The sequence below is a fragment of the Streptomyces sp. RKAG290 genome (genome assembly GCF_023701695.1).
Lineage (GTDB): Bacteria > Actinomycetota > Actinomycetes > Streptomycetales > Streptomycetaceae > Streptomyces.
On record NZ_JAJOZC010000001.1, the window covers coordinates 2,649,130 to 2,664,400 of the forward strand.

Genomic DNA, 15,271 nt, shown 5'->3' on the forward strand with positions numbered 1-15,271 from the left:
GTATCGGGGTCCGATTCGGGTCCGGGTGCGACCTCGGGCCGGTCTCCCGGCGCACGACGATGCCGCCGCCCGGACGAGCGGGCGACGGCATCGGCGGCGGCACGGGCCGGATCAGGCGGGGATCACTCCCACTCGATCGTCCCCGGCGGCTTGCTCGTCACGTCGAGGACCACGCGGTTGACGTCGGCGACCTCGTTGGTGATGCGGGTGGAGATCTTGGCGAGCGTCTCGTACGGCAGCCGGGACCAGTCCGCCGTCATGGCGTCCTCGGAGGAGACCGGGCGCAGCACGATCGGGTGGCCGTAGGTGCGGCCGTCGCCCTGGACGCCGACGCTGCGGACGTCCGCGAGCAGGACCACCGGGCACTGCCAGATGTCGCGGTCGAGACCGGCGGAGGTCAGCTCCTCGCGGGCGATGGCGTCGGCCGCGCGGAGCAGGTCGAGCCGCTCCTTGGTGACCTCGCCGACGATGCGGATGCCCAGGCCGGGGCCGGGGAAGGGCTGGCGCTGGACGATCTCCTCGGGCAGGCCGAGTTCCTGGCCGACCATCCGGACCTCGTCCTTGAACAGCTGGCGCAGCGGCTCGACGAGCTGGAACTCGATGTCGTCGGGGAGCCCGCCCACGTTGTGGTGGGACTTGATGTTGGCGGTGCCGGTGCCGCCGCCGGACTCGACGACGTCCGGGTAGAGCGTGCCCTGCACGAGGAAGGCGACGTCCTCGCCGGCCGCGCCCGCCTCGGCGACGAGCTCGGCCTGCGCCTGCTCGAAGACGCGGATGAACTCGCGGCCGATGATCTTCCGCTTCTGCTCCGGGTCGGAGACTCCGGCCAGCGCGTTCAGGAAGCGCTCCTCGGCGTCGACGACCTTCAGCTGGACGCCGGTGGCGGCCACGAAGTCCTTCTCGACCTGCTCGGTCTCGCCCTGGCGCATCAGACCGTGGTCGACGTACACGCAGGTCAGCTGGGAGCCGATGGCCTTCTGCACGAGGGCCGCGGCGACCGCCGAGTCCACCCCGCCGGACAGGCCGCAGATGGCGCGCTTGGTGCCGACCTGCTCGCGGATCAGCGCGATCTGCTCCTCGACGACGTTGGTGGTCGTCCAGTTCGGCTCGATGCCGGCACCGCGGTACAGGAAGTGCTCCAGCACCTGCTGGCCGTGCGTGGAGTGCATGACCTCCGGGTGGTACTGAACGCCGTACAGCTTCTTCTCGTCGTTCTCGAAGGCGGCGACCGGTACGACGTCGGTGGACGCGGTGACGGTGAAGCCCTCGGGGGCGGCGGAGCAGGCGTCGCCGTGCGACATCCACACCGACTGCTGGTCCGGGGTGCCCTCGAAGAGCGTCGAGCCGGACTTGGAGACGGCGAGCGCGGTACGGCCGTACTCACGGGCACCGTTGTCGTCGACGGTGCCGCCGAGCGTGGTGGCCATCAGCTGGAAGCCGTAGCACATGCCGAAGACGGGGACCCCGGCCTCGAACAGCGCACGGTCGAGCGAGGGGGCGCCCTCGGCGTACACCGAGGAGGGGCCGCCGGACAGGATGATCGCCCGGGGGTTCTTGGCCAGCATCTCGGCCACCGGCATCGTGGACGGCACGATCTCGCTGTAGACCCGGGCCTCACGGACCCGTCGGGCGATGAGCTGGGCATACTGCGCGCCGAAGTCGACAACGAGGACCACGTCGGTGGTGATGTCGGGGGCGGCGGGGGGTGCTGCTGGCACGGGGCGGCCTTCCGGCGGTGGAGAGGGGGTCGGTCCTCCCGATTCTACCGGCGGCCGGGGGCGCCCCTCGTCGCCCCGGGAAAGGGGTACGGGGGCGATCTTGGTGGTGGCACCGGGTACGGGCCGCCGGCCCCGCGGCCGTCTCAGTATCCGGGCCGGGCGTCGGGCCGCGCCCGCCGCCGGTCCATACTGTCCCCATGCGTCAGCACACGACCTTCGTCTTTACCTATGGCAACCGGCCCGCCGGCTGCCATGGTCGTGCTGCTTGAGCTACTGACAAGCAACGTTCCAGGCGCCCCGGGCCGACAGGCCCGGGGCGTTCTGGCGTTCCGGGCCCGGTCGGCCCCGGGGAGCCGCACCCCACCGGGAGACCCCGACATGAACAGCACCGCAACCGGCCGGCCCGCGGACGCCAGGACCGCCACCGAGGTGACCGGCGCGCACACCGACGAGGCCGCGTCCCTGATCGGCGACGCCAGGTCGCGCATCGACGCCCTCGACGACCGGATCATCGGGCTCGTCCAGGAGCGGATGGCCGTCTCCTCGGTCATCCAGCAGGCCCGCATCACCTCCGGGGGCCGCCGGGTCAACCTCTCCCGCGAGATGGAGATCCTCGGCCAGTACCGGGACGCGCTGGGCAGGCCCGGCACCTCGCTCGCGATGACCCTGCTGGAGCTGTGCCGCGGCCGCGTGTGACGCGCCGCGGGCCGGGCGGGCAGCGCCTTTCGCCGGGATCGTGCCGGACGCCCCGAGCCCGGTGCGATCCGAACGGGAGGCCCCAAGGGGGGCCGGGCCGCGAGGGCGTATCCCAGTTCGGGCGGGCTCTCACCCGTACGGCGCGTGACCGGGCCCTGCGCGGCTTCGTTGGTCCCGGTGTCCGTGCCAGCCAGGGGCGGCGGCTTTGGAAGGAACCACGCGTGGCTTCGCCGGGGCGTGTGGCGTACTGCATGTACGCCGTGGGACCGCGCACCGGCGTGCGTGACCGGTCGGCAGGGGACAGCAGCCCGGTCACACCAGGACACGGCCGGCTCCGGGGACGCCCGGAGCCGGCCGTGTCCAAGGGCCCGCGGACCGGTCTGCCGGTCCGCGGGCCCTTGTGCTTCCCCGGCCTGATCCAACCGGAAGGCCACTACCGGCCTGCGCGCCGCCTGGTCGTCACGTGGAGCACGCAGCCCGTCAGCAGGGCGACCGCGGCAGCTGCCGCGGTCAGCAGGGCGGTGGAGCCGGTGGCCGCCAGAGCACCGCCGGTGCCGCCCGTGCCGGAGCCGGTCGAGCCGGTGGAGCCCGAACCGCCGTCGCCCGTGGAGCCGCCGCCGGAGCCGCCCGTGGAGCCGCCGGTGGTGGACGAACCGGTGGTGGAACCCGACGCGGCCGTTCCCGTGCCGCCGGTTCCTGAGCTCCCGGAGTCCCCCGGTTCGCCGGCGTTCAGGACGAAGGCCGCGGTGTTGTTCCCCTGCTCCGGGTCGAACGGCAGCAGCGGGTCCTGCAACCGCACATTGCGGACGACGACCGCGCCGGAGGCCCCCGCGACGACCTTGGTCACCTTCATGTCGAAGTGCAGCGCGAAGTACTGGTCCTCGCCGAAGGCCGTCGCCGTCTCGCACACGTAGCGCGGTGCGCCGGTCTGCTCCTTGCGGTACTGCCCGTCCGCCGTCACGCCCTGGCAGGACCGGGGCCATTCGGTGACCGAGGCGCCTTCGGGGACGGTGAGGTCGAGGGTGGCGACGGGTTCGCCGGAGCGCAGGTGGGAGATCCAGGCCGGTCCCTCGCTGTGGAAGCCGATGTCGGCCTCGACGGTGCTGCCCCGCGCGCCCCGGGCCGTATCGCCGTCGGCCACGAAGTCGGCGGTGTTCTCGGTGCTGAAGTCGGCCTCCTGCTGGTTGTCGCCCGGGGTGAGATCGGCTGACCGGGCGGTGGGCAGCTCCCTGAGGCCGAGCACGTGTCCCTCGGCGCCCGGGGTGGACCGCGCACCGGCCCGCTGGGCACCGGCCGCCGTGGGTCCGCTCTCGTCGACCCGGTAGACGAAGGTGTCGCGGTAGGCGTGCCGGGTGGCCCGGAGCGTCAGCGGTTCGGCGAGTTCGTAGCTGGCGCCCGCCTCGTAGCTGCCCTCGACCGAGCAGAGCGCGGTGGTCCGGACGCGGACGCCCTGGCTGCCGTCCCCGTCCCGGTACTCGCAGTTCTCGTACCGCTCGGTGAATTCGATGCCGTGCGTGTAGACGAGGGTGAGCAGTACCCCGTCGGCGGCGCGGGTGCCGTTGTTGGAGAAGGCGAGCGGGACCGGCTGGGTCTCGCCCGGCTGGAGCTCCGTCTTCAGCTGGGCCCGCCGCATCACCAGGTCGGGGCCGCCGACAGCGATCCGGGTGGAGAACGGGGTGAAGGCCGCACCCTTTGCCGCACCGGTGACCCGGACCGTGCCGGCGTCCCCGTCCTTGCTGCCCCTGGCCGCGGTGACGTGAAGTTCGGGCAGCGGGGTCGTGCCGGGTGAGACGCCCGAGCCGTGGCAGACGCCGGTGGTGCCGGTGATCGCGCAGTCCGCGCCGCCCTCCTCGCCGAAGACGGCGTCGGCGACGCCCGCGATCCCGCTGAGGTCGAAGGTCACGGTGTACTCGCCCTCGTACCCGCCGTGCTCCTCGTCCCGGGACGGGTTGTCGACGGTGATCGCGACGGAGGTTCGCTGCGGGGCCCCGCTCGCCGGGTACGGGTGCAGAGCGGTCTCGGCCGGGCCGCCGAAGCCCAGGACGGGACCCTCGGCGCGGGCCGGGGCGGCCAGGGCGAGCGAGCCGGCGGCCAGCAGACCGACGGCGGCGAGGCTGCCCGCAGCACGGCGCAGAGCGGCTCTCGGGGTCGTGCTTCTCATCGCGGGACCTTCTGGGGTCGGGGAACTGTGCGGCTGCTGTGACAGCGGTACGAGTTCGACCCCGAGACCGTACGAACAGTTGCGCGGGCGCAGGTCACGGATTGAGCACGACGGTAAACGTGAGGGGCATCACATAAGGATTTCATGAGTCCCGGGACAACCATCGGGACGTTCTGTGGGTCATGCATGCGGAACCACCGGTCACATCCGTAACGCGGCTTCACCGGTTGAGCATGAGGGGCTGCACTCGGAGGGGGTGCAGCCCCTTCTGCTGTCCTGTCACAGGTGGCCGCGGATCAGCCGGCGGACCTAGGGCCTCTCGTTCGGATCAGGCCTGTCCGGCCTTCTTCGGCGGCACCGCGGGCATTCCCAGGAACGGCAGCCGCAACGCGCCGAACGCGTCCTTCGGAACGGCCGGCGCCTGCGGCTCGACCGACGTCAGCCGCTCGTACGCCTCGCCCTGCGCCGGACGCGGGTCCTGCTCGCCCTTGTTCGGCCAGAAGGACATGGCCCGCTCGGCCTGCGCGGTGATCGTCAGCGAGGGATTGACGCCGAGGTTGGCGGAGACCGCCGAACCGTCGACCACCGAGATGCCCGGGTGCCCGTACAGCCGGTGGTACGGGTCGATGACCCCTTCCTCGGCGCTCGCGCCGATCGGGCAGCCGCCGAGGAAGTGCGCGGTGAGCGGGGTGCCCATCAGCTCACCGATGTTGGAGCCCGGGAAGCCGTTGATCTCGTCCGCCAGCAGCGTCGCGCTCTGTGTCGCCTCGGCGATCTGGGTCGGGTTGGGCGCTCCGTGGCCCTGGCGGGCGGTGAGCAGGCCCTTCCCGATGCCGCTGGGCTTGCGGTACGCGGTCAGGGAGTTGTCCAGGGACTGCATGACGAGCCCGATGATGGTCCGCTCCGACCAGCGCCGGTTGGAGAGCGAACGCGCGGCGAGCGTCGGGTGCTTGGCCATGTTGCCGAGCCAGCGCAGCACCCGGTGGGCGCCGAAGGGGACCTGGAGGATGGTCATCCCGCCCATCGCGTTGGACCCCTTGCCGTAGCGGACCGGCTCGATGTGGGTGTTCTCGTCGGGGTGGATCGACGAGGTGATGGCGACGCCCCTGGTGAAGTCGGCCTTGGTGCCGTGCTTCCTGCGGTAGCGGCGGTCCGAGGTCTGCGCGCCCACGAGCCCTTCGGAGTTGGTCCGGGTCAGCTCGCCGAGCCGGGACGAGAGCCGGGGCAGCAGGCCCCGGTCCTTCATCGTGTGCAGCAGGGTCTGGGTGCCGTACGTGCCGGCCGCCACGACCACCTTGCGGGCGCGCAGCAGTGTCGGCTTGCCCTTCTTGCGGCGGTCGGTCGGCACGGTGGAGACGTGGTAACCGCCCTGCGGGTCCTCCGTGACGGCGAGGACGGAGGTCATCGGGTGGATGACCGCGCCGGCCTTCTCGGCGAGGTGGAGGTAGTTCTCGTTGAGGGTGTTCTTCGCGCCGTGCCGGCAGCCGGTCATGCATTCGCCGCACTCGGTGCAGGCCTTGCGGGCCGGGCCCGCGCCGCCGAAGTACGGGTCGGCGACCGTACCGCCGGGCTTCGCCCGCGCCGTGCCGTCGGCGTCCTTGCCGTCGCCGAAGAAGACGCCGACCGGGGCCAGGTGGAAGGTGTCGCCGACGCCCATGACCTCGGCGGTCGCCTTCAGGTGGACGTCCGAGGGGGTCATCGTCGGGTTGAGCCGCACCCCGAGCATCCGGGTGGCCTGGTCGTAGTACGGCTTCAGCTCGTCCTGCCAGTCGGTGATGTGCGCCCACTGCCGGTCCTCGAAGAACGGCGCCGGGGGCACATACAGCGTGTTGGCGTAGTTCAGCGAGCCGCCGCCGACCCCCGCCCCGGCCAGCACCATCACGTTGCCGAGCAGGTGCACCCGCTGGATGCCGAACAGGCCGAGGGCCGGGGCCCAGAGGTAGTTCTTCAGGTCCCAGGAGTTCTTGGGCAGCGTGCCGGGGGTGAAGCGGCGGCCCGCCTCCAGGACCCCGACGCGGTAGCCCTTCTCGCTCAGCCGCAGGGCCGACACCGCGCCGCCGAAGCCCGAACCGACGATCAGTACGTCGTAGTCGTACGCGTCGTCGTCATCGGCCGAGCCGGCCGGTCCGGCCTGATTCTGGGCAGGGCTGTCCTGGGACATGGCTCTCCTCGGTGCGAAAAGGACAGAGATGCTGCGGTGGTGCGGGGGGTCAGCGCAGCCGGAAGGCCTTCATCGCCTTCAGGCTGCGGCTCATGAAGGCCGCGTACTTCTCGTCGTCCATCCCGAAGGACGGGGCGAGCGGGATCAGCCGCTGCTGCGCGACGGTCTGGGCCTCGGTGTACTTGAGGATGCCTTCGGAGCCGTGCCGGCGGCCGAGACCGGAGTCCTTCATGCCGCCCATCGGGGACTGCACGCTGCCGTACGCGGGGGCGTAGCCCTCGTTGATGTTGACGGTGCCGGTCCGCAGCCGGGCGGCGACCTGGTGGCCGCGCCTGCCGTCCTTGGTCCAGACACTCGAATTGAGGCCGTACGGCGTGGCGTTGGCGAGGGCGATGACCTCGTCCTCGTCACTGAAGCGGTAGATGGAGACGACCGGTCCGAAGGTCTCCTCGTTGCAGACGGCCATCGGGGCCTCGACGCCGTCCAGGATGGTCGGCTCGTAGAAGAGCGGGCCGATGTCGGGACGGGCGACGCCGCCCGCGACGAGCGTGGCGCCCTTCTCGACGGCCTCCGCGACATGCCGGCTGACGGTCTCCAGCTGGCGCTCGCCGACCAGCGAGCCCATGTCCGCGCCGTAGGCGAGGGAGTTGCCGAGCCGCATGCCCTTCGTACGGGCGGCGAACCGGGCCACGAAGTCGTCGGCCACCGACTCGTGGACGTACAGCCGCTCGATGGAGATGCAGAGCTGACCGGCGGAGGAGAAGCAGGCGCGGACGGCGCCGGCGGCGGCCTTCTCCACGTCGGCGTCCTTCAGGACCAGCATGGCGTTCTTGCCGCCGAGCTCCAGCGAGACCCCGACGAGCCGGGCCGCGGCGCCCTGGGCGACCTCGCGGCCGGTGCGGGTGGAGCCGGTGAACGAGACGTAGTCGGCGTGCTTGACGATCTCCGGGCCGACGACGGGCCCTTCGCCGAGCACGACCTGGAACACCTCGGCCGGAAGGCCGGCCTCGATCAGCAGGTCACGGGCCCACAGCGCGGTCAGCGCGGTCTCCGTGTCGGGCTTCATGACCACCGCGTTGCCCGCTACGAAGGCGGGCAGCGCGTCGCCGACGGACAGCTCCAGCGGGTAGTTCCACGGCGCGATCTGGCCGATGACGCCGCGCGGCTGACGCAGCTCGGTGACCTTGGTGAGGGTCGGTACGACGCCGGTGTGCCGCTTGGGCCTGAGATACGCGCCGGCCTTGCGGCCGTAGTGCCGGGCGGCGACGGCGACCGCCAGCACCTCCTCGTGGGCGTGCAGCCGGGCCTTGCCGGTCTCCAGCTGGATGAGGTCGAGGACCTCGGACTGGCGGCCGATGACGAGGTCGTGGAAGCGCAGCAGCACGGCGGCCCTGGCCCGGACGGGCGTCGCGGCCCAGGCGGTCTGGGCGGCACGGGCCCGCTCGAAGGCGGCCGCCACGTCCTCGGGGGTGGACTCCGGCAGGTCGGCCAGCTTCTCGCCGGTGAACGGCGTGTGGTTGGCGGTGCGGCCGGAGCCGACGACGCCGCGGGTCAGCTGGGCGATCACCTCGGGGGTCACGACATCGGCGGCCGTGCGCACGCCCGCGGGCGCTGCGGCCACCGGGTTGGTGCCGACACCGGCGGCGGAGGTGGGCGTGGAGGCCTGCAAGTCCGTCATGAGGGCGAGAGTACGTCCAGCCGGATGCTTTGGGTACCCGTGGGTAACAGCTTTTCAGAGTCCCCACAACAGCCCTCTCCGAGCACCTGCCGATCGAGCCAGTGACCACTGGCTACATAACTGCTGATCAGGTGCTATCAACCGGGTCGCTGTCAGGAGGAGTGAATCTTGAGCCCCTCGGTCACCTGCGCGAAAATCTTCTCGCCGTCCCTCGCCGCCTGACCCGCCGCGGGCATCTCGATCCGGACGTGCCAGTACTCCGCGTCCTTCGTCCCGCCGGGGATCCACAGCTCCCGGAACCGGCTGCGGCGCGGCTTCTCCTCCGTGGCGGAGTAGGGCACGTAGTCGACGGTCATCTCGAAGGCCGCACGGCCCTGGTGCGTGACCTTCTTGTGGGTGACGGTCGCGTCCTTCATCTGCGTGGTGTCCGTGCCGCCCGCCTTGTAGTACTTCTCGCGGGCGGCGATGTCCGCACCCGGGCCACCGGTGTCGCCGTTGGCGTCGGCGGCGGGCCCCCGGCGCCAGAAGTCGATGGCGAACACCCCGCTGGGGTCGCCGAACCAGACCAGTCCCTCGTCGCCCACCTCGTTGCGCTGGTACTCCTTCGGCACGGTCACATCGGCCTGCAGCACCTCCGTCTCCGGCCTCGTCTGCCAGCCCGCCGGCAGCCCGCCCCCGGAGAACGGGTCGGCGAGCACCAGCACGAGGGCCAGGACCAGCGCCAGCAGGACCCCGCCGAACCCGTACCGGGCCCCGCGGTTGTCGTGCAGCACCGGCGGCAGCCAGCGGCTCCCGCCGCCGGGCCTCCCGGCCCCGTGCAGCCGGGTGGCCGCGGCGGTCGCGGGCGGCGCGGCCACCAGGGACTCCAGGGTCTGCCGGACCTCGGCCGCCGCGGGCCGTGCCGCGGGGTCCTTGCGCAGCAGCTGCATGACCAGCGTGCCGAAGGCGCCCGTGCCGCGGGAGGGCATCTGCGGCTCGGCGGAGAGGACGGCCTGCAGGGTGGCCGGGGTGTGCGAGCGGCGGTACGGGGAGATGCCCTCCACCGCCGCGTACAGCACGACGCCCAGCGACCAGAGGTCGGACTCGGGCCCGGGGCGCTGCCCCAGCACCCGCTCCGGGGCGATGTACTCCGGCGAGCCGACGAACGCCCCGGTCTCGGTGAGCGCCTCCTCGCCCTCCACCTGCGCGATGCCGAAGTCGGTCAGGACGACCCGGTCGCCGCGGCCCAGCAGGACGTTGGCCGGTTTGACGTCGCGGTGCAGCACGCCCGCGCCGTGCGCGGCGATCAGCGCGCCGAGGACGGCAAGGCCGATCCGCGACGCCTCACGCGGGTCGAGGGTGCCCTCCTGGAGCAGGTCGGCGAGCGACTGCCCGCGCACCAGCTCCATCACGATCCATGGCTTGGCGTCCTCGACGACCACATCGTGCACGGTGACGACCGACGGGTGGTCGATCCGGGCCGCGGCCCGTGCCTCGCGCTGCATCCGCAGGTGGACCACCTCGCGTTCACGCGCGCCCAGGTGGTCGGGGACGCGGGGCTCCTTGACCGCGACATCCCGGTCGACGACCTCGTCCCTGGCCCGCCAGACCGTGCCCATGCCGCCGTCCCCCAGCCGCCCGACGAGCCGGTAGCGGCCGCCGAGAAGACGGCCGGCGCCGTGCTCCGGCACCGTCCCCCGGTCCGGGGCCACCGACCGCTCGGTGGGCGGCCCGGACGAGGGTGCCGGCACGTGCGGCGGCCGGAGCGCATAGCTGGTGGGCTCGTCCGTCTGTCCCCCGTCGTTCATCATGAGCACATCCTGACGGAGTGCAACTGCACCGGCCACCGCGCCGGTTCAGCAGGGACAGAGCCGTGACAGTCCGCCGGCCGGGAGGGCCCCGAGGGGGTCAGTCGGTATCGGCCGGCGCACGCCAGCTGCGCAGCATCGTGGCGAACTGGTCCCGGGTGACGTCCCAGTCGTCCGCCGGTCCCGTCATGTACAGCGCGTACTCCGGGCCGCCCTCTTTCGCGTAGTACATCTGGTCGATGGCGTGCCGCGGTCCGACGCCGTCCTTCTCGGTCCAGGTGAACTCCCAGATGGACCCGGGGCAGTCGCGGTAGACGTTGGTGTTCATCTCCAGACTCCGGTACTCCGGCAGCCGCTTGCGCAGGCTCAACTCGATGTTCTGCATGTGCGAGTAGGAGTCCTCGAAGTCCGGTGCCGGGTCGACGCTGAGGCGGAAGTAGTGCACGCCGTCGTCCGGGGTGTAGTCGATGTTGGTGCCGGTCACCTTCCGCTCCCAGCCGATCGGCATGAGGATGCTGAACCCGGCGGGGTCCTCCACGCGCCGCCAGCCGTCCGGCACCCCCTTCGTCGGCTCCGCCGAACGGCTCGGCGAGGGCGTGGGGTCGGCCGGCCCCGGCGACCGGGTGCCGTGGGAGGCCGTGCCGCCGGTGCCGCCGCCGTGGTCCGCGCGGTCCGTGTACATCTTCGCGGCGATCCCCGCGCCGCCGCCCACCAGTGCCACCAGGGCGACGGTCAGGAGCACGGTCCGCCAGCGGCTGCGGCTGCGCCGGGTCACCGGCGCGGAGGCGGGACCGGGGTAGGACAGCGGGGGCGTGGAGCCGTTCGGCGCCCCGCCGTCGGAGGTGCCGTCGGGGCCGAACGAGTGCAGGACCTCCTCGGGCACCCGCTGCGTCGGGACGTACTCCTGGGCGGCCCGGGGCGCTCGCCCCTCCATGGCCTCCAGCAGCATCCGTTCCGTCTCCGCGGCCGAGGGCCGGTCCGCCGGGTTCTTGCGGAGCAGCGCGGTGATGACGGGGCCGAGCGCCCCGGCCCGGGTGGGCGTCTCCGGCTCCTCGGTGACGACGGCCTGCATGGTGGAGATCGGGGAGGTGCGGCGGAACGGCGAGGTGCCCTCGACCGCGGTGTACAGCGTGGCGCCCAGCGACCACAGGTCGGATGCGGGGCCCGGGTCGCCGCCGCGGACCCGCTCCGGGGCCAGGTAGTCGATGGAGCCGACCAGTTCACCGGTCCTGGTGATGGTCGAGTCGCCCTCTATCGCCGCGATGCCGAAGTCGGTGAGCAGCACCCGGCCGTCCCGGGCGAGCAGCACGTTGCCCGGCTTCACGTCGCGGTGCAGCACCCCGGCCGCGTGCGCGGCGCGCAGGGCGCCCAGCACGTGCAGGCCGATCCTGGCGGCCTCGCGCGGTACGACCTCGCCGGACTCCTTGGCCGCGTCGGCGAGCGAGGGCCCGTCGACGTACTGCATGACGATCCACGGCCGGTTGTCGTACTCGATGACGTCGTGGACGGTGACCACACCGGGGTGCGTGATGCGGGCGGCGGCGCGCGCCTCCTTCTGCGTACGGGCGTGCAGCACCACCCGGTCCGCCTCCGCGACGTACAGCCCGGCGGTCAGCTCCTTGACGGCGACGGTGCGGTGCAGCACCTCGTCGTGCGCGCGCCAGACCTTGCCCATGCCGCCGCGCCCGAGTACCTCGCCGAGCCGGTACCGCCCGGCCAGCACCAGTCCCGCTTCCGTGCTCTGTGATCGATCCACGTCTCCCCGCCCCGTTCCTTCGGATGACAGGTTACGGAGGGGACCGGCGGCCATGGAACCTCGCATCGCCCACGAGATCGCACTGTGATGCTTGTCGCGCCGGCTCGCGCCGGGCCCGGCCCGGCGGGTGTCAGGACGTCACGCGGTAGGAAGCGATGGCTTGTTGGTAGATGTCCGACACCTTGTCACGCTGGGTCTCCGGACCGATTACCTGGAGGATGTGGTAGCGGCCGGCGACGACCATCGCGAGGTTGCGGACGTAGACCTCGCGGCCCGATCCGTCCTGCCAGGTGAACTGACCCTCCGCCATGGCCTGCCGGCCGACGTCGATGCGGCGCAGCCCACTTGCGGAGGACCAGCTGGAGTCCCGGAAGGGCTTCAACTCCGGCTCCTTGTCCCGCTGGTAGTCGAGCGGGTCGTCGCCGTTGGCCTTGACCGTGTCGCGGCCGGGCACGATCAGGACGGTGAAGCCGTCGCTGCCGTAGCGGATCTGACGGTCCGCACCGGCGGAACTGCGCTGCCAGCCCTTGGGCACCGCGACCTCGAAGCCCTCGGCGTCCTTGCGCAGGGCGTAGCCGGGGGCGACCGCGACGGCGGAGCGGCTGGTCTGCGGCTTCTGCGCGCCGGAGGAACGGGACGGTGAGGGGCTGTCGGAGGTACCGGGGTCGGGCGCCCCGGAGGCCGTACGGGACGGGCTGGCGCCCGCACCGGACTGCGAACCGGACTTGGGCATGAACATCACGGCGTACGCGATCGCCGCGACCAGCACCAGCAGTATCAGGACGAGCAGCAGCCGGCCGAGCCTTCGCGGCGCGCGCTCCCCGCCCTGCTGCGGACGGGGCGGGGTGCGCAGCGCCTTGGGGCCCTTGGGCTCGCGCGGCGGCTTGACGGCCCGGGGCTCGCGCGGCTCCAGGGGCGCCGGTTCGGGCCGCTCCCTGGTCTGGCGGTGCCGGCCGTGCGCCGGGCCGCCCCGGCGGCCGCGGCGCTTGCGGACGAGCTCGCCCCGGCGGCGTACGACGGGCAGCCGGGTGTCGTCGACGGACGGCATCGGCACGACGTCGAGACCGGCCTCGGGCTCGGGCGCGGACCGCACGAGGGAGCGCAGCCAGCCGCGCAGTTCCTCGAAGTCCGGGCGCTCGGTGGGGTCCTGCCGGAGCAGCGACTCGACGACGGGCCGCAGCGGGCCGCACTCCTCCGCGAAGGCCGGCGGCTCGCCGCAGACCATCTGGACGAGCTCGGTGGCGTTCTCCTCCGGGTAGGGGGCGTGGCCCTGGACGGCGCGGTAGAGCAGCGCGCCCAGCGCCCAGAGGTCGGTGGAGGGGCCGATGGGCGGCGCCAGCTGCCAGTTCTCGTGGACCGGTCCGGCCTGCTCGGGCGCCCAGCGCTCGGTGACCGCGCCGACGACGGCGATCCGGGCCTGCCGGGCGCGCTCGGCGGCGAGGGTGGTGGCGGGGCCCCGGTAGGCCGACGTGTCGCGGCTCCCGGCGACGATCTCGTCCCAGCGGCCCGGGGCGGTCTCCCGGGGCCCGGCGGGCAACTGCGGGCGGGCAGCCGGGGTGCCGTGGCGCTGGGAGTCGGCGCGCAGCGCGTCCTCGCTGGAGCCGCCGGCGGACAACGGGCGCCCGTAGCCGGGGCCGTCGTCCCAGGAACCGGTCAGATGCAGCCGTCGGGGCGGCGCCTGACCGCCGCGTCCACCGCCGCCGCTCTCGTCGTCCTCGTCGTCCTCGTCGTCCTCGTCGTCGTACGGGTCGTCGCCGTAGGCGTAGCCGTCCGGGGCGGCCTGCGCGCCGGGCCTGCGGTCCCAGCCGCCGGGCGGCTGCGGCCGTGCCGGGGCCGCGCCTTCGCGCTGGACCGGCAGGGTGCCGGTGTCCTGTGCCTCGTCGGCACCGGCCCGGCGCTCCTCCTCGCTGACCCGGGCGGCGGCGCGGGCGCCCGCACGGTACGCGGCGATGGCGCCCGCCCGCGCGGCGCGCGCCTGAGCGGCGCTGCCCGACTCGGCTGCGGGCACGGGCAGGTGGGGCGGCGACGGGGGGCGTACGGTCTCCAGCTCGTCGGGGCCGTAGGGGTCCTCGGGACCCTCCGCGGACTCGATCGCCGCGGGACCGCGGGACCCGGGCACCTCGGCGGCCGGCAGCTGCTCGGGCGCGCGGAAGGGGGCGTGCGGGTCGGGCTGCGGGTACGGGTCACCGGTGCCGGGCCCGGCCGCCGGGAGCGCGTACGGATCGCCGGGACCGTCCCCGCCCGCCGGGGGCGCGTACGGATCGGCGGAACGGGATTCGCCCGCCGGGAGCGCGTACGGACCGGTGGCCCCCGGCTCGGCTGCCGGTGGCGCGTACGGATCGGCGGAACGGGATTCGCCCGCCGGGAGCGCGTACGGACCGGTGGCCCCCGGCTCGGCTGCCGGTGGCGCGTACGGATCGGCGGAACGGGATTCGCCCGCCGGGAGCGCGTAAGGATCGGTGGCCCCCGGCTCGGCTGCCGGTGGCACGTACGGGCCGGTGGGACCCGACTCCACCGCGGGGCGGCCGTACTCGCCGTCGCCCTCGGCCTCGTCGTCGGGGCGCGGCACCGGCACGTACCCGCAGAGGGCCTCCTCCGCCGCGCCGGCCGCCAGGCCGGTCAGCACGACGCGCCCGTCGTCGCAGATGAGCACCGTGCGCACGGTGATGTTGCGGTGGGTCCAGCCGTGGGCGTGCAGGACGCGCAGCGCCGTCAGCACGTCGGAGCCGATCTCCGCGGCCCGGTACGGATTGAGCGGGCGCTCCGCGAGCAGCGCCGCCAGCGGCCGGGCCGCGACCAGTTCGCTCACGATCCAGAGCGAACCCGCCTCGGCGAACACGTCGAAGACCTGGTCGAGCCGTGGGTGGTCGGGCACCTGGGCCGCCGCCTGGGCGGCCTCGATGGCCCGCAGGACCGCCGGGTCCGTGGGCCGCCGCACCGTGCGTCCGCTCGTCCGCCGCGCCGCCGTGGGCCGGCCGTCGGCGTCGAGCACCTCGGCGTCCACGACCTCCGGCAACGGCACCTGGCGGACCAGGACTTCCTGACCGCTGTAGGTGTCGAACGCCCGGGTCTCGACCAGTTCGTACTCGTCGGACGGGGGCAGCGGAAGGCGGTAGCGGTCGGCAAGTACCCGACCCGCATAGTCGTCCACGACGCCTCCCCAGAGCGCGCTGTCCCCCGGTCACGTAGACCGCACGAAAACCGTCAATTGCGGTCACTTACCGTGCAATTGACTTGTGGTTTCGGCTGCGTACGGTCTTCGAGTTCTCACAATACGTGGCAATCGGCGACTGCGCGGCAGGGTCGGCTCAACC

At 73.1% G+C, this 15,271-nt stretch carries 8 protein-coding genes; 1 reads left to right on the forward strand and 7 read right to left on the reverse strand.

What is annotated here, in order from left to right; all coding sequences use genetic code 11:
• Positions 1 to 122: 122 nt before the first annotated feature.
• Positions 123 to 1,718 (reverse strand): glutamine-hydrolyzing GMP synthase, encoded by a 1,596-nt coding sequence (gene guaA, locus LNW71_RS11220; protein ID WP_250968123.1) that lies wholly within the window; start codon positions 1,716 to 1,718, stop codon positions 123 to 125.
• Positions 1,719 to 2,096: 378 nt separating this feature from the next.
• Between guaA and LNW71_RS11225 the strand changes: the two genes are divergently transcribed.
• Positions 2,097 to 2,414: a chorismate mutase gene (locus LNW71_RS11225; RefSeq protein WP_250968124.1), complete on the forward strand. Its 318-nt coding sequence runs from the start codon at positions 2,097 to 2,099 to the stop codon at positions 2,412 to 2,414.
• A gap of 433 nt (positions 2,415 to 2,847) precedes the next feature.
• Here LNW71_RS11225 and LNW71_RS11230 read toward each other — a convergent pair whose 3' ends face one another.
• The 6 genes from LNW71_RS11230 to LNW71_RS11255 form a co-directional block, all read right to left on the reverse strand.
• Positions 2,848 to 4,575: a peptidase gene (locus LNW71_RS11230; RefSeq protein ID WP_250968125.1), complete on the reverse strand. Its 1,728-nt coding sequence runs from the start codon at positions 4,573 to 4,575 to the stop codon at positions 2,848 to 2,850.
• Positions 4,576 to 4,903: 328 nt separating this feature from the next.
• Positions 4,904 to 6,736, reverse strand: coding sequence for a GMC family oxidoreductase (locus LNW71_RS11235; RefSeq protein WP_250968126.1), 1,833 nt, complete (start codon positions 6,734 to 6,736; stop codon positions 4,904 to 4,906).
• Positions 6,737 to 6,785: 49 nt separating this feature from the next.
• Positions 6,786 to 8,414 (reverse strand): succinic semialdehyde dehydrogenase, encoded by a 1,629-nt coding sequence (locus tag LNW71_RS11240; protein ID WP_250968127.1) that lies wholly within the window; start codon positions 8,412 to 8,414, stop codon positions 6,786 to 6,788.
• A gap of 152 nt (positions 8,415 to 8,566) precedes the next feature.
• Positions 8,567 to 10,204 (reverse strand): serine/threonine-protein kinase, encoded by a 1,638-nt coding sequence (locus LNW71_RS11245; RefSeq protein ID WP_250968128.1) that lies wholly within the window; start codon positions 10,202 to 10,204, stop codon positions 8,567 to 8,569.
• Positions 10,205 to 10,301: 97 nt separating this feature from the next.
• Positions 10,302 to 11,924, reverse strand: coding sequence for a serine/threonine-protein kinase (locus LNW71_RS11250; RefSeq protein WP_374119520.1), 1,623 nt, complete (start codon positions 11,922 to 11,924; stop codon positions 10,302 to 10,304).
• Between the two features lie 163 nt (positions 11,925 to 12,087).
• Entirely contained in the window at positions 12,088 to 15,108 is a 3,021-nt protein-coding gene (locus tag LNW71_RS11255) for a protein kinase (RefSeq protein ID WP_250968130.1), read from the reverse strand.
• Between the last annotated feature and the right edge of the window lie 163 nt (positions 15,109 to 15,271).